General features: G+C 54.9%; 24 protein-coding genes. 12 read left to right on the top strand and 12 right to left on the bottom strand.

Translation table 11 applies throughout. From position 1 onward, the window contains the following. Positions 1–63: 63 nt before the first annotated feature. The 4 genes from HY29_RS17255 to HY29_RS17240 all read left to right on the top strand — a co-directional run bounded on the left by HY29_RS17255 (position 64) and on the right by HY29_RS17240 (position 2612). Complete coding sequence (locus HY29_RS17255; RefSeq protein WP_034799422.1) at positions 64–327, top strand: hypothetical protein; 264 nt, start codon at positions 64–66, stop codon at positions 325–327. 19 nt (positions 328–346) lie between these two features. Beyond that, on the top strand, positions 347–1519 hold the full coding sequence (locus HY29_RS17250) for a PAS domain-containing sensor histidine kinase (RefSeq protein WP_051601741.1): 1173 nt from the start codon (positions 347–349) through the stop codon (positions 1517–1519). Then, a complete protein-coding gene (locus tag HY29_RS17245) occupies positions 1516–2145 on the top strand; it encodes a response regulator transcription factor (RefSeq protein ID WP_034799419.1) in 630 nt (209 codons plus the stop codon). Before HY29_RS17250 ends, HY29_RS17245 begins: the two co-directional genes overlap by 4 nt. Before the next feature lie 77 nt (positions 2146–2222). Beyond that, a complete protein-coding gene (locus HY29_RS17240; protein WP_051601740.1) occupies positions 2223–2612 on the top strand; it encodes a response regulator in 390 nt (129 codons plus the stop codon). 79 nt (positions 2613–2691) lie between these two features. On the opposite strand, the gene hemN is transcribed toward HY29_RS17240, so the two are convergent. Together hemN and HY29_RS17230 are read right to left on the bottom strand one after the other, a co-directional pair. Beyond that, positions 2692–4041, bottom strand: coding sequence for an oxygen-independent coproporphyrinogen III oxidase (gene hemN / locus HY29_RS17235; protein ID WP_051601739.1), 1350 nt, complete (start codon positions 4039–4041; stop codon positions 2692–2694). Positions 4042–4117: 76 nt separating this feature from the next. Continuing rightward, the gene (locus HY29_RS17230; RefSeq protein WP_034799416.1) at positions 4118–5128 is read right to left on the bottom strand and encodes a LacI family DNA-binding transcriptional regulator; all 1011 of its coding nucleotides are present in this window, start codon (positions 5126–5128) and stop codon (positions 4118–4120) included. A gap of 230 nt (positions 5129–5358) precedes the next feature. Here HY29_RS17230 and HY29_RS17225 point away from each other — a divergent pair, with 230 nt between their 5' ends. Then, the gene (locus tag HY29_RS17225) at positions 5359–7287 is read left to right on the top strand and encodes a sodium:solute symporter family protein (protein WP_034799413.1); all 1929 of its coding nucleotides are present in this window, start codon (positions 5359–5361) and stop codon (positions 7285–7287) included. After that, positions 7284–9737 carry a glycoside hydrolase family 3 protein gene (locus HY29_RS17220; RefSeq protein WP_051601737.1) on the top strand — a complete coding sequence of 818 codons (2454 nt, stop codon included), beginning with the start codon at positions 7284–7286 and terminating at the stop codon, positions 9735–9737. The genes HY29_RS17225 and HY29_RS17220 overlap by 4 nt, the downstream gene beginning before the upstream one ends. Before the next feature lie 12 nt (positions 9738–9749). Here the strand turns inward: HY29_RS17220 and HY29_RS17215 are convergent, their stop codons facing one another. The 3 genes from HY29_RS17215 to HY29_RS19080 all read right to left on the bottom strand — a co-directional run bounded on the left by HY29_RS17215 (position 9750) and on the right by HY29_RS19080 (position 11395). Continuing rightward, the gene (locus HY29_RS17215; protein ID WP_081811485.1) at positions 9750–10868 is read right to left on the bottom strand and encodes an AI-2E family transporter; all 1119 of its coding nucleotides are present in this window, start codon (positions 10866–10868) and stop codon (positions 9750–9752) included. Positions 10869–10910: 42 nt separating this feature from the next. Beyond that, the gene (locus HY29_RS19085) at positions 10911–11075 is read right to left on the bottom strand and encodes a DUF1328 domain-containing protein (protein WP_034799587.1); all 165 of its coding nucleotides are present in this window, start codon (positions 11073–11075) and stop codon (positions 10911–10913) included. A gap of 146 nt (positions 11076–11221) precedes the next feature. Then, entirely contained in the window at positions 11222–11395 is a 174-nt protein-coding gene (locus HY29_RS19080; protein WP_034799411.1) for a DUF1328 domain-containing protein, read from the bottom strand. A 152-nt stretch (positions 11396–11547) separates the two neighbouring features. Between HY29_RS19080 and HY29_RS19075 the strand changes: the two genes are divergently transcribed. After that, complete coding sequence (locus HY29_RS19075) at positions 11548–11700, top strand: entericidin A/B family lipoprotein (protein ID WP_081811484.1); 153 nt, start codon at positions 11548–11550, stop codon at positions 11698–11700. Between the two features lie 50 nt (positions 11701–11750). On the opposite strand, the gene HY29_RS19995 is transcribed toward HY29_RS19075, so the two are convergent. Then, positions 11751–11963, bottom strand: a complete 213-nt coding sequence (locus HY29_RS19995; RefSeq protein ID WP_422119946.1) for an HVA1 family protein — start codon at positions 11961–11963, stop codon at positions 11751–11753. 348 nt (positions 11964–12311) lie between these two features. Here HY29_RS19995 and HY29_RS17200 point away from each other — a divergent pair, with 348 nt between their 5' ends. Further along, complete coding sequence (locus tag HY29_RS17200) at positions 12312–12572, top strand: hypothetical protein (protein ID WP_051601734.1); 261 nt, start codon at positions 12312–12314, stop codon at positions 12570–12572. A gap of 68 nt (positions 12573–12640) precedes the next feature. Here HY29_RS17200 and HY29_RS18710 read toward each other — a convergent pair whose 3' ends face one another. Genes HY29_RS18710 through HY29_RS19440 form a run of 3 tightly spaced genes read right to left on the bottom strand, consistent with a single transcriptional unit; the run spans position 12641 to position 15114 of the window. Continuing rightward, complete coding sequence (locus tag HY29_RS18710; protein WP_051601732.1) at positions 12641–14329, bottom strand: histidine kinase dimerization/phosphoacceptor domain -containing protein; 1689 nt, start codon at positions 14327–14329, stop codon at positions 12641–12643. Further along, positions 14319–14915: a sigma-70 family RNA polymerase sigma factor gene (locus tag HY29_RS17190; RefSeq protein ID WP_051601731.1), complete on the bottom strand. Its 597-nt coding sequence runs from the start codon at positions 14913–14915 to the stop codon at positions 14319–14321. Before HY29_RS17190 ends, HY29_RS18710 begins: the two co-directional genes overlap by 11 nt. Positions 14916–14925: 10 nt before the next feature. Then, positions 14926–15114 (bottom strand): NepR family anti-sigma factor, encoded by a 189-nt coding sequence (locus HY29_RS19440; RefSeq protein WP_034799408.1) that lies wholly within the window; start codon positions 15112–15114, stop codon positions 14926–14928. Between the two features lie 165 nt (positions 15115–15279). Here HY29_RS19440 and HY29_RS17180 point away from each other — a divergent pair, with 165 nt between their 5' ends. Next, on the top strand, positions 15280–16074 hold the full coding sequence (locus tag HY29_RS17180; protein WP_034799405.1) for a response regulator: 795 nt from the start codon (positions 15280–15282) through the stop codon (positions 16072–16074). A 90-nt stretch (positions 16075–16164) separates the two neighbouring features. Here the strand turns inward: HY29_RS17180 and HY29_RS19295 are convergent, their stop codons facing one another. Beyond that, entirely contained in the window at positions 16165–16311 is a 147-nt protein-coding gene (locus HY29_RS19295) for a hypothetical protein (protein WP_155838409.1), read from the bottom strand. Between the two features lie 26 nt (positions 16312–16337). Then, a complete protein-coding gene (locus HY29_RS17175) occupies positions 16338–17165 on the bottom strand; it encodes a Crp/Fnr family transcriptional regulator (protein ID WP_081811483.1) in 828 nt (275 codons plus the stop codon). A 98-nt stretch (positions 17166–17263) separates the two neighbouring features. Here HY29_RS17175 and HY29_RS17170 point away from each other — a divergent pair, with 98 nt between their 5' ends. The 3 genes from HY29_RS17170 to HY29_RS17160 all read left to right on the top strand — a co-directional run bounded on the left by HY29_RS17170 (position 17264) and on the right by HY29_RS17160 (position 18675). After that, a complete protein-coding gene (locus HY29_RS17170) occupies positions 17264–17563 on the top strand; it encodes an ElaB/YgaM/YqjD family protein (RefSeq protein WP_034799402.1) in 300 nt (99 codons plus the stop codon). Between the two features lie 4 nt (positions 17564–17567). Continuing rightward, positions 17568–17966, top strand: a complete 399-nt coding sequence (locus HY29_RS17165; RefSeq protein ID WP_034799399.1) for a hypothetical protein — start codon at positions 17568–17570, stop codon at positions 17964–17966. Positions 17967–18027: 61 nt separating this feature from the next. After that, on the top strand, positions 18028–18675 hold the full coding sequence (locus HY29_RS17160) for a hypothetical protein (RefSeq protein ID WP_034799396.1): 648 nt from the start codon (positions 18028–18030) through the stop codon (positions 18673–18675). Positions 18676–18681: 6 nt separating this feature from the next. On the opposite strand, the gene HY29_RS17155 is transcribed toward HY29_RS17160, so the two are convergent. After that, positions 18682–19290 carry a sigma-70 family RNA polymerase sigma factor gene (locus tag HY29_RS17155; protein WP_051601729.1) on the bottom strand — a complete coding sequence of 203 codons (609 nt, stop codon included), beginning with the start codon at positions 19288–19290 and terminating at the stop codon, positions 18682–18684. Between the last annotated feature and the right edge of the window lie 262 nt (positions 19291–19552).

Genomic DNA, 19552 nt, shown 5'->3' with positions numbered 1-19552 from the left:
TCCCGTATGGGCCATAAGGGCCCACGCGATCTAAAGTCGCATCATATTTCAAGGAGGCAAACAATGCCATTTCTCGCGCAACTGCTTACTGCGCTCACCTTGCTTGTGGCAGGCCTGATAAAGGCCGTGTCGCACATGACAGCGGTAACAACACTTAACATCCCGACCTGTTTCGGTGGCAGCCAGACGGTTACGCTGGGTGCCAGTTTCTGGGAGCGTGCTCATTGCTGGGGGTGCTACGCTGCGTTGGCTGGAGCCGTCTGGCTGACAATTCTGTCTGTCCGGGCTCTGCCGCGCTACCGTGCACGCTTGATACGTGCCAAATGACGCTTACAAGGGGTGGCTCATGTCTGAGCCATCCAATTCCGAGTCGAAAACGCCCATTGGCCTGACCGGCGAGCAATCGCTGCAGTCCCTTTTGTCGTCCATGCTTGCGAGCGTGCCAGATGCCATGATCGTCATTGACGAGCATGGCATCGTCATGGCGTTCAGCTCCGCGGCTGAAAAGATGTTCGGCTACAAGGCTGCTGATATTGCCGGAAAAAATGTTAGCGTCTTGATGACGCACCGGGATGAGGACCATCACAACCGGTACATTCGAAACTATCTCGACACCGGTGTGGCCCATATTATCGGTATCGGCCGGATCGTTGAGGCAAAGCTGGCGGATGGTTCAACGATCCCGGTAGAATTGAAAATTGGCGAGGCTGATATTTCCGGCCGCAAGATCTTCACCGGCTATATCCGGGATGTGACCGACCAACAGGCCCAGCAGCACAAATTGTCACAGCTTCAGGCAGAGGTCGCCAATTTCTCGCGCCTGAGCGCTGTCGGCAGCATGGCCTCGGCCATGGCACACGAGCTTAACCAGCCCCTGACCGCTGTGGCAAACTATCTGGAAGCAGCCCGCGATATGCTGGACACACCGGATGAGGCCTCTCTGGCCATGGCCCATGAGGCTCTGGATGCTGCGGCCAAACAGTCCATTCGGGCAGGCCAGATCGTGCGGCGTCTCAGGGATTATGTTTCCCGCGGCGAGATTGAAATGCGGCCCATGTCGCTGCCCGCAATTGTGGCCGAAGCGGTTTCCCTGTCCAAGATTGGCATTGAAGGCCCGATCGCCCGCATTCTGCAGGATGTTCCAGAAGATCTGCCGCTGGTGCGAGCAGACAAGTTGCAACTGCGTCAGGTCATCGTCAATCTCGTGCGCAATGCTCTGGAAGCCCTGGCCGAGACCGATACTCCAGTCATTACCGTCAAAGCACAGATTGATGATCAGGAGCCCGAGCTGATCAGGGTAACCATTTGCGACAACGGACCGGGGCTTTCCATGGAAAGCGGCCACACACCCTTTGACGCATTTAACAGTTCGAAAAGCTCTGGCATGGGTTTGGGTCTTTCCATCTGCAAGACGATTGTCGAAGCACATGGGGGTGATATCAGCGTTGACTCGCCGCAGGGGAAAGGCGCCTGTTTTTCCTTTACCCTGCATCGGGCAGATGAGGTCGCAGACACATGACGAATTCAAAAACAGTGCACCTGGTCGATGATGACGAGGCCATCCGCCATTCCGCCAGCTTTATGCTGCGCCATGCGGGCTATACCGTCAAAACCTACAAGGATGGTGTGACATTTCTGGATGAAGTCACACCGGAAGATTCAGGCTGTGTCCTGCTCGATGTTCGTATGCCGGTCATGGATGGCCTGGCTGTCCAAAAAGCCATGGCTAGCAAGGGTATTGCCATGCCAGTTGTCGTCCTGACAGGCCATGGCGATGTGTCTGTGGCTGTCGAAGCCATGAAAGGCGGCGCAATCGATTTTCTGGAAAAGCCCTATGAAAAAAGCGCCCTGCTGACCGCTATCGAAAACGGCTTGGCGGCCGTGAAAAACCGCGATTCCCATGATCGACGGCAACAGGAAGCTGCCGCTCTGATCGCACAGCTTACCCCCCGCGAGAAAGAAGTTCTCGAACGCCTCGTTGCCGGCCTGACGAACAAGATGATCGCGGAAGAGCTGGATATCTCCCATCGCACGGTCGAAATTCACCGCGCGAACCTAATGGAAAAACTTGAGGCTGACAGCCTGTCTGCCGCGCTGCGGATCGCATTCGCGGCCGGTCTCGACGAGGAAAGTCCTACCGCTTAAGGGTGGATACGTAGGGACAGAATTTGGCTGTTGGAATATCATCCTCCACAGGTCCAACAGTCACAGTAAGTTCAATCATGTCCACCCAGACCACACCTGCGCGTGACCCCCATGTCCTCCTTGTTGAGGACGATGATGATGTGCGCCGCTCGATGACCATGTTGCTGCGCTCGTGGGGATATTCTGTCGAAGTCTATAGCAGCGGGATCGAGCTTCTGAGCACCCGGCATATTCCCGCGTCAGATGCGGTTATTATTGACTACAAAATGCCTCACATGGACGGACTCGCCCTGCTGAAACGCTTGCGTCAGCAAGGCCTGACAACGCCGGCCATCCTCATCACGGGCTTCTATTCCAATTCCTTGGCAGAGCGCGCGAAATCGCTCGGCTTCTGTGACGTTCTGGAAAAACCCACGATGAACCGTCTGCTGCAAAACAAATTGCAAACCACACTGAACGCAGCCTAGCACTATAGAGAAGTACGCCCTTTTCAGGCGTATTTCCTTGCAGGAGCCCCCCTGCCTTCGCGATCACATGGCACTGAACCTATACGGCGACCGCGTGGCGCCCTTCGCTTGAGGCCAGGCGCCAGTCAAAGCAGCTCGCGACAGTGCGCAACATCATGCGGGCCTCTTCGGGAACTTCCACAATGGTGCCGCTGACGGTGCAAAGGCCAAGTGGCTCCAGTTTGCGGGCAGCATCGAGGGCCGGTTCAAGCGCACGCACCGGGGCGCGCATCTCTCTGGCCACATCAGCGATATCAACGCGCATCGTAGACATCACGGTCTCGATCGCACGCGCGCGGACCTTGTCATCGGCACTTTGTAATACGCCGCGGGAGATCGGCAGCACACCCCCTTCGACCTGCGCACGCCAAATCGGCTGAGCCTTGCTGGTCTGGAAGAATCCACCCGGCATTTCTGAAATGGCGGAAGGGCCCAGACCAATCAGCGTCTTACATGGATTATCCGTATATCCCTGAAATGTCCGGCGGATGGTGCCATCACGCAGCGACTGAGCAAGGGAATCTTCCGGCCGCGCATAATGGTCCAGGCCAATCGCTACATAGCCCTCACCTGTCAGCACTTCATGGCCGACGCGCGCCTGCTCAAACCGCTCTTCCAAACCGGGAAGGTCTTCGTCACGGATCGCGCGCTGATGCTTTGCGAACCAAGGAACGTGCGCATAGCCGAATAGAGAGATCCGGTCCGCACCAACATCGGCCGCGTATTGTGCCGCCTCTTTAACGTCTTCACGCGTCTGCAGCGGCAGACCATACATCAGATCCATATTGATGCGGCGTATGCCATTCTGGCGAAGGTGCGCCAGCTTTGCCGTTACCATATGGCGTGGCTGAATCCGGTTGATGGCCTTCTGCACAGGATCGCTCAGCGTCTGCACACCCAGGCTCGCGCGTGTCACGCCACAACTGGCCAATGTCTCGATGAAGGCATCCGTGGTGGTACGCGGATCAAGTTCGATATCAATCTCGATATCTTCGTCGACGCCAAAGGCCAGCTTGATGTGATTTATAATCTCGCGAAAATCACCGCAATTCAGGCTATTGGGAGAGCCGCCGCCAAAGTGTAAATGGCGCATATCGGCATGGGCAGGCAGATGATTCCGCCAAACATCGATCTCCTTCATCAGAACATCGACGAAACTGGAAACGCGGCGATACCCGTTCGGGACAGTCGTCGCACAGCCGCAATACCAGCAGAGTTTCTCGCAGAAAGGCACATGGACATACACGCCCAGAGACGTTTCCGGTGTAATCCGATCCATTGCCGAGCGAACCGCATGGCCATCCGGCATATCGCTGAAATCAGCCGCCGTTGGATAGGAGGTGTACCGCGGGAGCCGCGCCGTCGCGAGGGATATCCAGTCTTGTCTCATATCGGCGGAATAGCCGAATACGTGCGGCCTGTACGTCAGGGATACTACGTATCCTGCTGCGACATGATCGCTGTGGCTATGCCGGTTCTTCCACTCGGCAAACGCTTTTGCGAATAACTAGCTCGGTGGGCAGAAGTGGATGGATCTCACCCTGCAGTTCATCCCGCAATACGCCGCACATCAGGGTCATCGCTACCTCGCCGATCCGCTCAGCAGGCTGCATCACCGTCGTCAGTGGCGGTTCGCAATACTTGCCGAACTCGATATTGTCGAAACCCGTAATCGACAGGTCTTCAGGCAGACGCAGCCCAAGATCCTGGGCCGTTCGGATGGCGCCGATGGCGATCTCGTCACTCATGGCCAGCAAAGCCGTTGCATCGCGTCGGCGCGACAGCAGTCTTTGCGCCGACTGTGCCCCGCCCGACAACGAGTAAGCACCGTATTCAACAAGGCCTTCGTCCAGCGTCACGCCAAATGCGTTCATGGCGGCGCGAAACCCATCGAGGCGGTGCTGGGTGACAAGCCGCCCCTTGATACCCGCCAGGACACCAATCTTGCGATGCCCCAGAGACAGCAAATAATTGGCCATGGATTCGGCGGCAGCCTGATTGTTGATTGTGACCGTGGGGTAGGCCTCATCAAGCCCCGTGCCGATGGCATGGACAAATGGGATCGTGCATTTCTCCGCATCGCGATGCAGCCAGCGCAGGGCCCGCTCTCCCAGCTGGATCACACCATCCGCGCGATAGGTTTCCACCATCTCGATACCGGCAGACTCAACATCCTTATTGTCTTTCGTATCGATGACGAGGAGGTTGTAGCCATTGTCTGCAGCAATACGCTCAATTCCCGAAACAACCCGTGCAAACAGGACGTTGGCAATGTCCGGCACCATGACGAGAACCGTATTTGTACGCTTTACACGGAAGAGCTGCGCAAGAGAACTCGGCTTGTAGTTCAACTCCTCAGCTGCAGCGAGAACCTTCTTCAGGGTCCCCGCAGACAGCTTTCCAGGGTCTGAAAAGGCACGTGAAACCGTCGCCGGTGAAACGCCGGCCAGCTTCGACACATCCCTGATCTGAGCCATTCAGCTCTCCTTTACGCAGCGTGCATCTCTTAACATACACACCCCTCGCCGAAACAGAATATTATACTCACGGACACATCTCCTCTTGTCATGAAACCGTTTTCATTGGATTGTGCAGCCGATTAATGGGGTAAAATATTTCGCACTGGACGGCATAAGTCCAGCAGGGAGGAAAGTATGATCGAAGCCGTACTGCGGGTCCCCGCAGCCTCTGCAAGAGGCCGTGAAGCATGACCCTTCACCCTATCGACCTGACGATCATCGCTATCTATATCGGCGTGACCCTGCTGATAGGCTTCTGGATTTCCAGCCGAGCCTCCAAGGGCCTTCGGAGCTATTTTCTGGGCGGAAATCGCTTGCCTTGGTACGCGCTCGGCCTGTCAAACGCGTCAGGCATGTTTGATGTCGCTGGCACAATGTGGCTCGTCTCGATCCTGTTCATTTATGGCCTGAAAAGCGTCTGGATTCCGTGGCTGTGGCCTGTCTTCAACCAGATCTTCCTGATGGTCTTCATGTCGATCTGGATGCGCCGATCCGGCGCGATGACCGGAGCAGAATGGATCACATTCCGCTTTGGGGATGGCCCAGCCGCGCGACTAAGCCATTTGATCATCGTGCTGTTCGCGCTGATCATGGTGCTGGCCTATATGGCCTATGGCTTTCTCGGCATCGGCAAACTGGTCGCCCAGTTCGTGCCTTTCAGCCTGGCGGAACTGCTGAGCCTTCACGTCTTCCTGCCAGAACAACTGCAGTCTGCCAGCCTGACCGGTGATCTTCTGGTCCAGCGCGAAGCCGCCATGGCCGCTCTCAATGAAAAAGCTTATGGCGCATTCATCGTCTTCCTGACGGCGCTCTATGTGATCAAAGGCGGCATGTACTCCGTTGTCTTCACGGAAGTTCTGCAATTCATGGTCATGACCATTGCCAGTATTGGCATTGCCGTGATCGCGATCATGCATGTGTCGCCAGAGGCATTACAGGCAGCGATCCCGGATGGATGGACCAATCCGTTCTTTGGGTGGGAACTGGGGCTCGACTGGTCCGACCTCTTGCCCTCAGCCAATGAAAAGATCGCTCATGAAGGCTATTCGCTGTTCACCATCTTTTTCATGCTGGTGCTGCTGAAAGGTATTTTCACGTCTCTCGCCGGCCCGGCCCCTAACTATGACATGCAGCGCATTCTGTCGGCGCGCACCCCGATTGAGGCCGCAAAGATGAGCGCGGTCGTCAGTCTGGTACTCAACGTGCCGCGCTATCTCCTGATTGCCGGTCTGACCGTACTTGCCTTGGTCTATTTCAGCCCGGAACTGCGAAGTCTGGGCCCGGATGCAGACTATGAAGCCATCTTGCCATTCGCACTCAGGGAGTTCGTGCCTGTCGGCCTGCTGGGCCTGACCTTGGCCGGCTTGCTTGCGGCATTCATGTCCAGCTTTGCCGCGCCTCTGAATGCAGCGCCCGCCTATGTCGTGAATGACATTTACCGCAAATACATTCGGCCTGATGCGTCCGAAAAAACCTATTTGCGTATCAGCTATCTGGTGTCTGCGATCTTCGTAGTGATCGGCACACTGTTTGGCATCTTCCTGACCAGTATCGACAATTTCGTGAACTGGATCACAGCCGGCCTGTATGGCGGCTACACCGCTGCGAATGTCGTCAAATGGTATTGGTGGCGCATGAATGGTTATGGCTATTTCTGGGGCATGCTGACGGGGATCGCCTTTGCCCTGCTGATCGGCATGCCGCAGGTAGATATCAACCCACTGCAGGCTTTCCCCTTCTTCTTCCTTGCCTGTCTGGTCGCGGTGATTGCCGGATCGCTACTCACCAAACCGACAGAGATGGAGACATTGGAAACCTTCTATATCCGTACACGGCCATGGGGCTTTTGGAAGCCCGTAAGGGACTCCCTCGCCGCCAAAGGTACGCCTGTGGAAGAAAACAAGGATTTCGCACGAGACATGATCAACGTCACTGTCGGCATCATCTGGCAAACCGCGTTAATCTGCGTTCCCATCTTCCTGGTCATCCGCGACTGGCCGAAATTCCTGATTGCCCTGATCATCGCCATCGCAACATCCGTCTTCCTGAAGATCTACTGGTACGACAATATGCGCGACTATCCTGAGGGCTACACACCGCAGGAAACAACCTCATGACCTCGCGGACGTACCCTTCGGCAGATGCATCCCCTGCGACGAAATCACCGAACACCCATCTCAATTTGGACGTCTGGCCCAAGGCAAGCAGTCCGCTTGCCCAAGATCCGGAAACGGAAGCGCGTATAGAGGCAATCCTCTCGCGCATGTCGGCTGAGCAAAAAGTTGGTCAGATCCTTCAGGCTGATATCGCGTCCATCACCCCGGAAGAGGTCCACAAGTATCATATTGGCTCTGTCCTCAACGGCGGAAACTCTTCCCCAGGCGGAAAAATGAGAGCCGCACCATCCGAATGGCTCGCACTGGCAGATGCCTTTTGGGAGGCCTCCATGCAGCCGGACGGACCTCAGATTCCCGTCATGTGGGGCACTGATGCCGTACACGGTCATAATAATCTGACCGGTGCTACTATTTTCCCGCACAACATAAATCTCGGCGCCACGAGAGACGCAAATCTTGTGGAGCGCATCGGCTCGGCCACAGCATTGGAAGTGCGCGCGACGGGAATGGACTGGACTTTCGCCCCCACCCTTGCCGTCACCCGTGACGACCGGTGGGGCCGCAGTTATGAATCCTATTCGGAATCTCCTGATCTGGTCGCCGACCTTGGCGCAGCCATGGTGCGCGGCCTGCAGGGGCGCCCCAACACACCCACATTTCTAGATGCGGATCATGTTATCGCCACCGCCAAGCACTTCATTGGCGATGGGGGCACGCAAGACGGACGAGACCAAGGCGAGACAATCGCCACTGAGGAAGAATTGCGGGATGTTCATGCCGCTGGATACTATAGGGCCATAGGGGAAGGCATCCTCAGCATCATGGCATCATTTTCAAGCTGGAAAGGCCAGAAGATGCATGGCCATAAAGGCTTTCTCACTCATCTACTGAAGGAGCATTGGGAATTTGACGGCCTCGTCGTTGGGGACTGGAACGGGCACGGGCAAATCCCTGGCACATCTACGACAAACTGCCCTGACGCCCTGAATGCTGGTCTTGATATGTACATGGCTCCTGATAGCTGGAAGGGGCTTTACACCTCCCTTCTCAGTCAACTGCAGGAGGGCACAATCTGTCAGGACCGGCTGGATGATGCCGTTAGGCGTGTGCTGCGCCTGAAAGTCAGGGCACGGCTTTTCACTCAGCCGAAACCCAGCGAGCGACAACATGCTGGTGACTATCATCTGATAGGCTGCCAGAGACATCGTGATCTCGCGGCCGAAGCCGCACGCAAGTCGGCAGTACTTCTGAAGAATGCCAACCGCTCACTTCCCCTTTCGCCCCGTCAGAACATCCTCGTTGCAGGCAAAGCAGCAGATGATCTCGGCATATTGTGCGGCGGCTGGACGCTGTCCTGGCAGGGAGAAGGCGTTCGCAAGGCTGATTACCCCCACGCCGAAACTCTGTTGCAGGGCATCAAGCGGGTGGCAGAGGCAGATGGTGGGAACGTCGAATATGCGCCAGACGGCATATATCAGAGCACGCCAGACGTGGCGATCTACGTGTTTGGCGAAAAGCCCTATGCGGAGTTTCGCGGCGACCTGACAACGCTGGATTTCAAACCGGGCAACAGAACGGATCTGCAAGCCATCCGGCGGCTCAAAGAGGCCGGAATACCTGTCATCACGATTTTCCTCTCAGGGCGCCCCCTTTGGGTGAACCCCGAGCTCAACAAGTCTGACGCATTCATTGCCGCCTTTCTTCCCGGCTCACAATCCGGCGCAATCGCAGATCTCCTTTTCCGACAGGAAAACGCTACTGCAGACCTGGATTTTACGGGGATGCTGCCCTTCTCATGGCCCGAGCATGCAGACCAGTACCTGTTGAACCAAGGGGATACGGATTATCAGCCCCTATTCCCATACGGCTTCCGCCTATCCTTGCAGGATACCTGTACGCTAGGGCAGCTACACGAGAACAGCCTTGCCACAGAGCCAGACCATGGGACAATATTTGACCATGGCGCACCGCAAGGAAGCTGGGAAATTCTCCTCACGGATCCGTCGGGCCATGCGACTTGGAAAGGACGCAGTCTGGTCTCCCCAGCCGCTGAAATTCATGCGCAGCCAGCTGATCTCGGGCAACAGGAGAATGCCATTCGCGTTGGCTGGGCTCGTACAAACACAGCAACTTTGACCTTCCTTCATCCCCCGCTCGACATGACACGGGAGGCCAATGCAGATTTTTATCTTAAACTTGTGCTCGCAAATTTGCCGGACGATATTAATGGCACCCAGATGTCTGTAATCTCGGGAAGCGGCCGGATACGAATGGGAGACTTGCTCTGTATGTACCGACAGGAAGAAACAGATCTGACACTGACGATTACAATTCCGCTCAAGAAATTTGCATCCGCAGGCGCGGATTTGACGAGCGTCAAGGGAATTGAATTCTGGAATCCTGGTTCAGGGCAGATCGTTATCTCTCACATAGGCATCTCGACGCTGTGACGAGATGATGTGTCAGTCCTCTGCCAGAGGTTTACGTTTCTGACGGAAGACAAATTTCAAGAGACGGGAATCTGATCCAGACAAATCATCCCTGTCTGCCAGGAACTTCCCGAAGCTCTCCAGTCCCTGCACATTATCTGACACGACTTTTGCCGCAATGAGTAGAGGCGTCGAGAGCAGCATGCCCATGAAGGACCACACCCAGGCCCAGAGGGCAAAGGATATGAAGATGACGACAGCGTTCAGCTTCAACCTGCGACCAACAAGAATGGGAGTAAGAAACTGGCCTTCCAGTGTGTTGATGACCCAATACAGGAAGGCAGGCAAAATGCCCGCAATGACACCATCAAATACAACAAGGCCCGATACGAGGGTAACCGCGATACCAGCTATAGAACCGATATACGGAATATAGTTGAGCAGGAAAGCTCCCAGACCGAACAATAGAGGGTTCGGCATCCCCAACGCCCACATGGTCAGGCCAATAACAAGGCCGAGGATGGCGTTTATTGTACTGATTGTGAAGAAATAAACCGACAGCTGACTTTCAATGGTCCGCGCCGCATCTAGCGCGCGCCGTTTGTCCTTCAGCGTCGGCATCACCTGCACCAGCTTCTCGTAGAACATGTCGCCGGAAGCGAGCAGGAAAAAGCTAAGGGTAAGCGCCACAACAATCTGGCTCACAACCGCTGGCGTTGCATGTGTCATGACTTTCACAAAACCAGGTTCACTGATCGTTACGGATTGCGTTCCCGCCTGTTGTGTCATCGCCTCGATCTGGTTTCCCGCCTCGAGCACAGGTTCGATCGTACCGAACAGGCCACTCAATTCTTGACGAACCTGTCTTGCGAAGGTTGGCGCATCGCTCAGATACTTCTGAACGCCTTCTGACAGGAAATAGAAAAGGATAGATAAAATTATCAGCAAGCCAATCATCAAAATGGCAGCGGCCAGCCCCGGCGGCACACCTAACCCGCCTAGCGCCCTGCGTAGAGGGCTAAGCGTAAGGGCCAAAATGAAGGCAGAGATAATAGGCACAAAGACACCCTGAGCAACGCTCAGGGTGCCAATCGCCAGGATCCAGAATATTCCAGTTATTGCCCAGTTTCGGACAACCCCCTTCTTATCCATCACCGCAGCATTGGATGCAGATGCGTTGTCCACCCGCTTCCTTTAGGCCTTTCGGCCGCGTCCCACGAGGAGAGAGATCAGAAACAGGACAACAAAGATCAGGGCAAGGATTTTCGCAATGCCTGCAGATGCGCCGGCAATACCGCCAAAACCCAGTACGGCGGCGACAAGCGCGATAACCAGAAATATGATAGCAATTCTTAACATGGTTTCCTCCATTATTTCCAAAGCAATGTCTGGAAACCCTGTTCGTTCCCACGCTTGATTAATAAAAAGGGGCACCGTTCCCACGCTTGATTAATAAAAAGGGGCACCGTTCGCACGGCGCCCCTTTTTCATAACCTCTGGCCTGGTTACATAACATTTCGTCCGCGCACGGCACGCGCAACGAACGACAGCACCAGAAGCACCAGGAAGACAAAGAACAGAATCTTGGCAATACCTGCGGAAGCACCCGCGATACCACCGAAACCAAGAACCGCAGCCACAAGGGCGAGGATAAAGAATGCAATTGCCCAACCGAGCATGACGAAATCTCCTTCAAATTCATGTTAATCGGTCGTCTCAACCGACACGCATACTAACTCTCCAAAAAGTGGTTAGGTTCCTTCGATTTTTTTGCGGAACCCAAATGCATGCCGAGCGTTCGTGAACGGCAATCAGCAAGAAGGATTATGCCATGAAGAACACATTGAAAGTTGCTAGCCTGGGCGCTCTCGCCATTTTCCTTACCGCCTGCAATACGGTTGAAGGCGTTGGCAAGGATGTCGAAGCCGGCGGTGAAGTTATTCAGGACACCTCCAACGACGTTGAAGAAGATATCAAGGACTAAGCCCTTAGTCCGTTGAGACCACGAAAAGCGCGCCCCTCCGGCGCGCTTTTTTAACATCTGGTCAATTCTGAATGAGATTTGATCAGTGTAAAGCCGTCACCCATCTCGATGAGATATGCCGGGCAGGCATCTGTTGCGATCCGCAGGATACGCTTCCCACCTCGCACTTCCCTGATGTCATGAGTATAGACAGCTATGACCTTCCCCATGTGCCAGGTTCCCGCCACATGCCATTCTACACGGGATCCTTTGGGAATACTCACACGGGTCGCCTATGAATGTGTATATCCTATGAGCTTGACCCGTGGCTGGGCCTTCCCCCGCAGCAAATCGCGATGCTTCAGCAGACACGTCCAGATCTGACCAATTCCTATGATCAGCACTGAGATGATAACTGGGATGCGATGAGGGCCACTCAAACGCCTTATGACATAAGACAGGGACTGGGACGCCTGTCGGCGGGAGGATTTGACGCTCTTATGTATGGGTTTGATTAGCATGAAGTGAGAACGCGCATTCTACGTATGGGTTCCCGGACTTGCTGCGCCACTCCATCAGGAACGATTTCGGACTGTGTGCGTTCGCAGACTAGACCCATATAGGAGCAAATCATGAAACCTCATTTTATTGTAGCGTCACTGTTCAGCATCGGGCTCATCACGGCCTGCAATCAGGCTGAAGAGCCTGCCGATGTAGAGGTTACAATCGAAGAACCTGATACGATTTCGGAAAATCTTGAAGATGCTGGTGAGGCCATTGAAGAGAGCGCTGAAGAGGCGAGCGATGAAATTGAAGATGCCGCAGAAGATGCCAGCGCCGCAATGAATGAAGCCGGCGAGTCCATGACTGAAACCACCGACACACCTAACTAGAGTTTAGGTCGATATACCAAAACACACCCCGGTCTATTTACAGGACCGGGGTTTTTCCTTTCCGTTTTTTACATGCTCATGACGAGGCGGTGCTTGCACCCCTCACCTGGTTTCGCATCTGTAGAGAATTCTGCAGACAGCTGGCGCGCGAATGCCATCATTAGCTTGGAGCCAAGACCAGAACTGTGGGCTTCGGCATCATAGCCCAGGCCACTGTCAGCGATCTCTAGGATCACTTTATCCTGCTCTGTGGCCAGCGTTACAGATATCTCACCACCATCATCACCAAAGGCATATTTCATCGCATTGGTAACGGCTTCCACAATGAACAAGGCCATCGGGATGGCATCATCCGCATCCCGCTGAATATCCTCATAGGACTGAACCAGACGGATCCCGGCTTCTGTCATTCCCAGCGCGTCTGCGAGGTGATTCAACAGGCCTGTCAGGAAGGGCCGCATATCCACGCTTTCGAGACGCTCGTTCTGGTAGAGTGTCTGATGCACAATTGCGAGCGCATCAATCCTGTGCCGTGTCGCCGAAATTGCCTCCTTGGCCTGAGGATCTCTCAGCTGCCTGCCCTGCAGGTTCAGAAAACTCGTCACGATCTGGAGATTGTTCTTCACCCGGTGGTGAATCTCTTTCACTGCGGCGTCGCGGGTAGCGATCGCTTCCTTCAGTTCCTGGTCACGGTGATCAATATCCTGCGCCATGACTTCCATGGCACGCGCTAGACTGGAGATTTCCGCTGGCGCGTCCGTGAAGGAATTCCCTGCCTTGAACTGATATCGACCGGCGCCATAAATTCGCACTGTTCGCGTAAGGCGCGAAATCCATCTCAGAACCAGCCCGTCGATTGCCATCCAGGCAGCCAGCAGCGTCACGGCAAAGGCAAGCAAGGGAAGGCCGAAGGAGGTTGCCGGCCTCACCACAATATCATTCCAGATGCCATAGGATGGACGCGAGATAACGGCATAGATGTTAGTCGTCCCAACAGGCTTAAGGACGACATCAAGATTATAGCCCTCTTTCCGGTCCATACGGAAAAGCTGCGCATCACCTGTCATCTTTACGGCTTCAATCCATTGTTCAGGGATCGGCCCGATCAAGGGCTCGCCAAATACGCGACCATCCTGATCCGCGAGAGAGACCTGCACACCATCGGGCAGGAATTCTGCGCGCATCAGTTCCGCAAGCTTGTCAGCCCTGATGGCGAACGTGTTTACGCCCTTGAAGTCTCCGGCGGGTCCCTCAACGCGGCGGCTAATCGTGAACAACCAGGCATTTGAGGCATTGCCGAAAAAGGCATCGCTTCTAAGCGTAACGTCACCGCCAGCTCTCAGACGGTCGTGAATGATCTTGGTTTCACGGGTAGGCGTGGGTTTGCCGACGGCTGCACATTCGAGAGTGCTATCTGGCCCATAAAAGATCACATTGGACAAGGCCGGAAGATATTCTGTCAGTTCATTATACGTGCCACTGCACTGGCCTGCGGCGATACGGGACTCGTAGAGGGAAATCAGCAGTTCTGCTTCCTTGAGAGACTGCCCAGCCCCATCAATCGCAGCGTCAGCAGCGAGAACCAGCGTCTTTCGCTGGTCCTCGCGCACATCGCGCGCATCAATATAAGCCTTGAAAGCAGATAGCAGCAGAACAGGCGTCAACGCAGCCGCAAGGGTCAGGACAAGCTTGTTCCGTAGCGGGGCCGCATTTGGGGTATCCGGCACATCGGGCCGGTCATCCTTCTTATCCGACACCGGCTATTGTGTCCGCCTGCTGCATGATGTCCTCGAAAGCCTCTCCAGCTGTCATCCCTTTATCATCACTGTAGCCTGCAGAATTGGTGTCAAGTATTTCTGCAACAGCTTTGCGGGCACGGGACACGCGGCTTTTGATGGTTCCGACAGCGACACCGCAGATTTCGGCAGCTTCTTCATATGCCATACCGCCCGCACCAACGAGGATCAGGGCTTCCCTCTGATCAATCGGCAGCATCCCCAATGCATTACGCATTGCCAAAAGGTCCAGACCATCTGCAGGGTTGTTATTAGCAATCAGGGTCGCCTCGGCCACTTCCGGGTCAAGCGGAGTGCGGCGCCAGGACCGGCGCTTTTCGGAATAGAATACGTTTCTTAGAATGGTGAAGGCCCACGCCTTCATGTTCGTCCCTGCCTGGAAACTTTCCCGCGCATTCCATGCCTTGAGCATGGCATCCTGCGCCAGATCGTCGGCGAGCGTGGCATCCCCACACAAGCTGCGCGCAAACGCCCGCAAATGCGGGATCAGACCCGCAAGCTCACGCTTGAAATCATTATCGCTGAGCTTCTCAATCTTGTCTGTCATGGTGCCCCCCTCAGGTTTTATCTGAGGTTTTGGAAGTCCGGGCATGATCTGCTTCTTCGAGAAGTCGAAGAAACTCATCCGGAATATCTTCCTGGGCGACCTCGTCATAAACTCTCCGCAGCTGTTCACCGATGCGCTGCGTACGCCGTTTCGTGCCGAGGTCAGCCGAAACGGATTTGGATTTCCCGCTCTTGTCCATATCGCCTGATCTAACCTGATTCACTGCATGATACCTATTCTAGTGTCTGGTATAGAAACTTATGCAGGCAAGAAAGGTTCCACAGAGGTTGAGAAAATTTCTCACCGCATGGAACTTTTCCCGAATTCACGATTTAGTAATGCGTACCCAAAAGAGAGGTTCCCAATGAGTCTGGTTAAATCCTTTGCCCCTCACCTGCCATTCCTTCGCAGGTATGCGCGCGCCCTCACGGGCAGTCAGGAGAGTGGGGACGCATATATCCGGGCCTCCCTCCAAGCCCTTGCCGAAAACCCGGAAGTCGTTGAAGATACAGAAGATTCTCGGCTTTCTCTGTACCGTTTCTTCCACGTAATCTGGGGAACGACCGGCGCCCAGCTTGAAGGCGAGCGTTCTGGCCAGGCAGACCCTGCCGATAAAAGACTGCAAGCCCTGGCCCCCATTCAACGCCAGGCATTTCTGCTGACCGCCCTTGAGGGATTCACGGCTGCAGAAGCTGCAAAAATTCTTGGTATCACTGAAGAAGAGCATCGCCTTCTGGAACAGGAAGCCCAACGTGAAATCGAGGGCGAACTGGCCACGAAGGTTCTGATCATCGAGGACGAGCCAATCATTGCGGCAGATCTCGAAAGCCTGGTTGAAGATCTTGGCCACACCGTTACCGGTATTGCCACGACACATCGCGAGGCGCTGCGTCTGTTCGGCGCCAACCCACCCGGCCTGGTTCTGTGTGACATCCAGCTGGCTGACGGATCTTCCGGCATTGACGCCGCGCATGACATCCTGGCCGACCATGATGTTCCGATCATCTTCATCACGGCCTTCCCGGAGCGCCTGCTGACAGGTGAAAGACCAGAACCGACCTATCTGATTCCCAAGCCTTTCCAGGAAAACACGGTCAAGGCAGCCATTGGCCAGGCCCTGTTCTTCCATCCGGCTACAGGTGCGCGGGTCGACGCGTAAGGATCAGCCCGCCAGGGCACCTAATCCCAAAAGAAAAGCCGCGCAGCCCATCAGGACTGCGCGGCTTTTTCATGTTTGGCGATTGTAAAATCAGCCCATATTCTGGACCAGTGCCACAACGATAATGCCAAGAACGGCAACGGCTATGCCGATCCCAAGTATTTTTACGAGCCCCACCCGACGCCCCTGTCGAGCCTCCTTGGGCGTGACGTCCTGTTCGTGTACAGTCTTATTCATTCTGTGTCTCCTTGACGATTCATGTCTCAGTAATCTCGCGAACGTGGCGGGCGTAATGTTGAGGCGGTCAGGCCCTGGTGGCTGCTGCCATTTCCATTGTGTGCGGCGGCGTGCCCATTCATGCCGTCGCTCCCATTCAGGAGATCCAGGCGCCGCATGTGCAAATAGTCCATGTCAAAATGTGACTGACGGGCCAGCTTGTCTGCGTCGAGAATTTTTACTCGGCCGCGCGACTCTTCGATCAGGCCTGCCCGGCGAAGTGCGGACATGGTTCTAGAGACGTGTACTGGGGTCAGCCCAAGTGCATCGGCCAGGTCGGTTCGCGTCAATGGCAAGGGCATGACATCATTGTCTGACCCGATAGCGGCCTGAAGGCGGCGCTGCAGCTCAAGAAGAAGGTGCCCGATCCGCTCCCGGGCAGATCGGCGACCCACGCGGACAATTTGCTCACGCAGGATGGATTCTTCCTGTACGGCTGACCACCAGAAGGCAGAAGCCAAAGGTCCGCTCTTCTTCAGCATAGTAATGAACTCATCGGCCTCAATGCGCATAGTCGCGGTGCGATTTACGGCCGTGACACCATGGTCCGCCTCAAGTCCAGCAAGTACCTGCAGGTCAAATACATCACCAGGAAGCATGAAGTTTACAATCTGCCGGCGGCCATCTTCCAATGTGCGATGCCGGATCGCCCAACCTTCCGTGAGAAGAAAAACATGTTTGGGACGCTGACCAACGCGGATCAGGTCATCCCCTGCCTCATAGGCTTTGTTCTGAGTCTGAAGCTTTTCAAATTCACTCCAGATGACATCATCCAGCGTTACATATTGTGATAGTCTGTTTCGAAATACCTGCATGGCCTGCAAACGTCTGGGCCCTGGTTTCGTTCCACATCATCAGGGAACTTCCATGCCGGTTCTGCGTTGCACTAGGGAATCTTGAATAGGAGACTCCCATGACGGGTAAGACTGAAACCATTCTCAAAGCCGAAGCCGAAAGCGATTATGCTGCGCTGAAAGATGACATCGCCATGCTGCGCGGTGATCTCAAAAGCATTATCGAAGATGTTCGCGGGCTGGCCAAAGTGAAGGCGCAGGACGGGATGGAAAAAGGCAAGGATCTGGCCGACAAAGCTGGAACACAGTTCAAGGAAACCCGTTCTGAGGTCGAAACACAGATTCGAGACAATCCTCTTGCAGCAGTGGGCATTGCCTTTGGCGCGGGCCTCATCATCGCGATGATGAGGGGCAAATAATAATATGGATGCCACAAAGGGGCGGCTCCTAGCGGCAGCTGTAGGAATCCTGTGTGGATTTTGCGGCATTCTCGCTTTGATGACGGCAGGGGTGCTGGCTCTGGCTGCCGTCATAGGCATGACTGCAGCGTGTTTTCTTGTGTCTTCCATCCTGATGCTGATTTCGGTCATCATGATGTATCTTTTCCTGAAGCCATATCGGCCCTCTTCGGAAGAGATTGATGATCTGGAAGACAGCACGGCAGATGCTCTGGCAGACCTGCCTTTTGATACTCTCAAAAAGCTGGTCGAAAAATATCCCGTATCTGTTACCGCAGGCGCATTGATCTTGGGCTACACGTTGGTACGCGACCCTAAAGCAGCGACAAGGCACGCCCAGAGGCTCTTGCTGGGGTTACTATAATTCTAGCCCTGGCGGCGCCTCGGGAGGCGACAAAGCCGCCAGGGTTTCCTATATATAAAGCATGAGATCTGTCCTGCTTATTGCATCTGCGGTCGGTGCTGGACTGGCACTTGGGCGCAAGTATCTGGAGCGCGGCGTTACCGCGCAGAAGGACAAGGCTATCCAGGATGCCGCGATCGAAACGCGCCGGCGCGTTAAACGGCATGCTCATGACTTTCTACGAAAGAGCTTTCGGCGCTTTGCCATCGCCACAGGATGTAAACTCACCATCCTCGCAGTGCTGTGGGGCATCTATCATACACAACTGATCGAGCGCGAGTTATTCGCCGTGCTAACAGGCATAACCCTAGCAATGTTCTTGTTGCGGGATATGTGGATCAGTTGGCCTTTTGTCTGGCTAGGAGCCGCAGAACTCTCCAAATATGGCTGGCGCCCTCGCCGCGCGCTCAGTGAAGTTGTAGCGGCTCGCGTGTTTCAGGAAGTTCTGACTGAAGCGCGCGCAACACCCACATCCCGCTCGACCAAAATTGTCCTGATGCTGGCGGGGCAAAGCCATGAAGGCGTGCATCTGGAAATCGCAACCGCAGTTGCCGCCGTAGCGCGAGACACAACATGGAATGACTTGCGGCCATTCCTGGTCTCTGCCGGCATAAAAATGGCTGCACTCACGACGATTTACTCTGTCAGTGTCTTTTTCCTGATGGCCTGAATAAGCTCAGGCAGCTCTGGCCATAAGTATTTCGGCATGCTGAACCAGCCGGTGCATTTGCGGCATATGGCTGACATCAGGCGCGTCACGGCGCGATGATAGCTGGGTCACACCGTTCAAACCATCCATCAGGATTGCACGGGCCCGGCTTACGCGGCTTTTGATCGTACCCGCGGAACAGCCCATGACCTCACCGGCCTCTTCATATGTCAGCCCGGCACCCAGAACGAGAATAATTGCGTCCCGCTGCTTAACCGGCAGGGCATAGATTTCCTGAATCGCGCGCGACGCATCATTTACCGTCTCTGCAGCGCAATGGTCGACCAGTGTATCCTCAAGATAGCCATGTTCGACATCGACAGTGCGCCACGAGCGCCGGCAATGCTGCAGATACTCATTCCGAACGATTCGCAGAATCCATGGGCGCATACTGGCAGTACGGTCGAACGTATCCGCTGCGCCCCAGGCTTTCAGGCAGGCGGACTGAACAATGTCGTCGGCCAGAGTTACATCATGACAGAGACTTCGCGCAAAGGCGCGCATTTGCGGAAGCATGGCTTCCAGCTCATCAACAAAAGACCAGTTTTCTACAGAACAGTCATCGCTCTTGCACATGATATCTTGTCCCCCGGTTGTTTCCTCAACCAAACCACCTAGCCCTTAGCGGGCACCTATTGAGAGGCATTTCTGCCCCAGATATTGCAGGGACACTCTGTGTCCACTGAAGCCCTGGGTGGAAATATGCATTTTCTTCCAAGCCTGCGACGCTATACGCATGAGAGAGAAACTGCCCTCTTTTTGCCATGCTATTTTGGAAGAAACACACTCTCCACATTCACTTTTTTGTTCTATCTTTCAGCATGATCACAGTTTCAGG

Source organism: Hyphomonas beringensis (assembly GCF_000682755.1).
GTDB classification, from domain to species: domain Bacteria; phylum Pseudomonadota; class Alphaproteobacteria; order Caulobacterales; family Hyphomonadaceae; genus Hyphomonas; species Hyphomonas beringensis.
Note: the sequence above shows the minus strand (reverse complement) of the source record. Positions and strands in the feature narration are given on the sequence as shown.

Excerpts from the sequence above, each read along its gene's own strand:
- HY29_RS17255 (WP_034799422.1), top strand. The coding sequence starts at position 64 with ATGCCATTTCTCGCGCAACTGCTTACTGCGCTCACCTTGCTTGTGGCA.
- HY29_RS17250 (WP_051601741.1), top strand. The coding sequence starts at position 347 with ATGTCTGAGCCATCCAATTCCGAGTCGAAAACGCCCATTGGCCTGACC.
- HY29_RS17245 (WP_034799419.1), top strand. The coding sequence starts at position 1,516 with ATGACGAATTCAAAAACAGTGCACCTGGTCGATGATGACGAGGCCATC.
- HY29_RS17240 (WP_051601740.1), top strand. The coding sequence starts at position 2,223 with ATGTCCACCCAGACCACACCTGCGCGTGACCCCCATGTCCTCCTTGTT.
- hemN (WP_051601739.1), bottom strand. The coding sequence starts at position 4,041 with ATGAGACAAGACTGGATATCCCTCGCGACGGCGCGGCTCCCGCGGTAC.
- HY29_RS17230 (WP_034799416.1), bottom strand. The coding sequence starts at position 5,128 with ATGGCTCAGATCAGGGATGTGTCGAAGCTGGCCGGCGTTTCACCGGCG.
- HY29_RS17225 (WP_034799413.1), top strand. The coding sequence starts at position 5,359 with ATGACCCTTCACCCTATCGACCTGACGATCATCGCTATCTATATCGGC.
- HY29_RS17220 (WP_051601737.1), top strand. The coding sequence starts at position 7,284 with ATGACCTCGCGGACGTACCCTTCGGCAGATGCATCCCCTGCGACGAAA.
- HY29_RS17215 (WP_081811485.1), bottom strand. The coding sequence starts at position 10,868 with ATGGATAAGAAGGGGGTTGTCCGAAACTGGGCAATAACTGGAATATTC.
- HY29_RS19085 (WP_034799587.1), bottom strand. The coding sequence starts at position 11,075 with ATGTTAAGAATTGCTATCATATTTCTGGTTATCGCGCTTGTCGCCGCC.
- HY29_RS19080 (WP_034799411.1), bottom strand. The coding sequence starts at position 11,395 with ATGCTCGGTTGGGCAATTGCATTCTTTATCCTCGCCCTTGTGGCTGCG.
- HY29_RS19075 (WP_081811484.1), top strand. The coding sequence starts at position 11,548 with ATGAAGAACACATTGAAAGTTGCTAGCCTGGGCGCTCTCGCCATTTTC.
- HY29_RS17200 (WP_051601734.1), top strand. The coding sequence starts at position 12,312 with ATGAAACCTCATTTTATTGTAGCGTCACTGTTCAGCATCGGGCTCATC.
- HY29_RS17190 (WP_051601731.1), bottom strand. The coding sequence starts at position 14,915 with ATGACAGACAAGATTGAGAAGCTCAGCGATAATGATTTCAAGCGTGAG.
- HY29_RS19440 (WP_034799408.1), bottom strand. The coding sequence starts at position 15,114 with ATGGACAAGAGCGGGAAATCCAAATCCGTTTCGGCTGACCTCGGCACG.
- HY29_RS17180 (WP_034799405.1), top strand. The coding sequence starts at position 15,280 with ATGAGTCTGGTTAAATCCTTTGCCCCTCACCTGCCATTCCTTCGCAGG.
- HY29_RS19295 (WP_155838409.1), bottom strand. The coding sequence starts at position 16,311 with ATGAATAAGACTGTACACGAACAGGACGTCACGCCCAAGGAGGCTCGA.
- HY29_RS17175 (WP_081811483.1), bottom strand. The coding sequence starts at position 17,165 with ATGCAGGTATTTCGAAACAGACTATCACAATATGTAACGCTGGATGAT.
- HY29_RS17170 (WP_034799402.1), top strand. The coding sequence starts at position 17,264 with ATGACGGGTAAGACTGAAACCATTCTCAAAGCCGAAGCCGAAAGCGAT.
- HY29_RS17165 (WP_034799399.1), top strand. The coding sequence starts at position 17,568 with ATGGATGCCACAAAGGGGCGGCTCCTAGCGGCAGCTGTAGGAATCCTG.
- HY29_RS17160 (WP_034799396.1), top strand. The coding sequence starts at position 18,028 with ATGAGATCTGTCCTGCTTATTGCATCTGCGGTCGGTGCTGGACTGGCA.
- HY29_RS17155 (WP_051601729.1), bottom strand. The coding sequence starts at position 19,290 with ATGTGCAAGAGCGATGACTGTTCTGTAGAAAACTGGTCTTTTGTTGAT.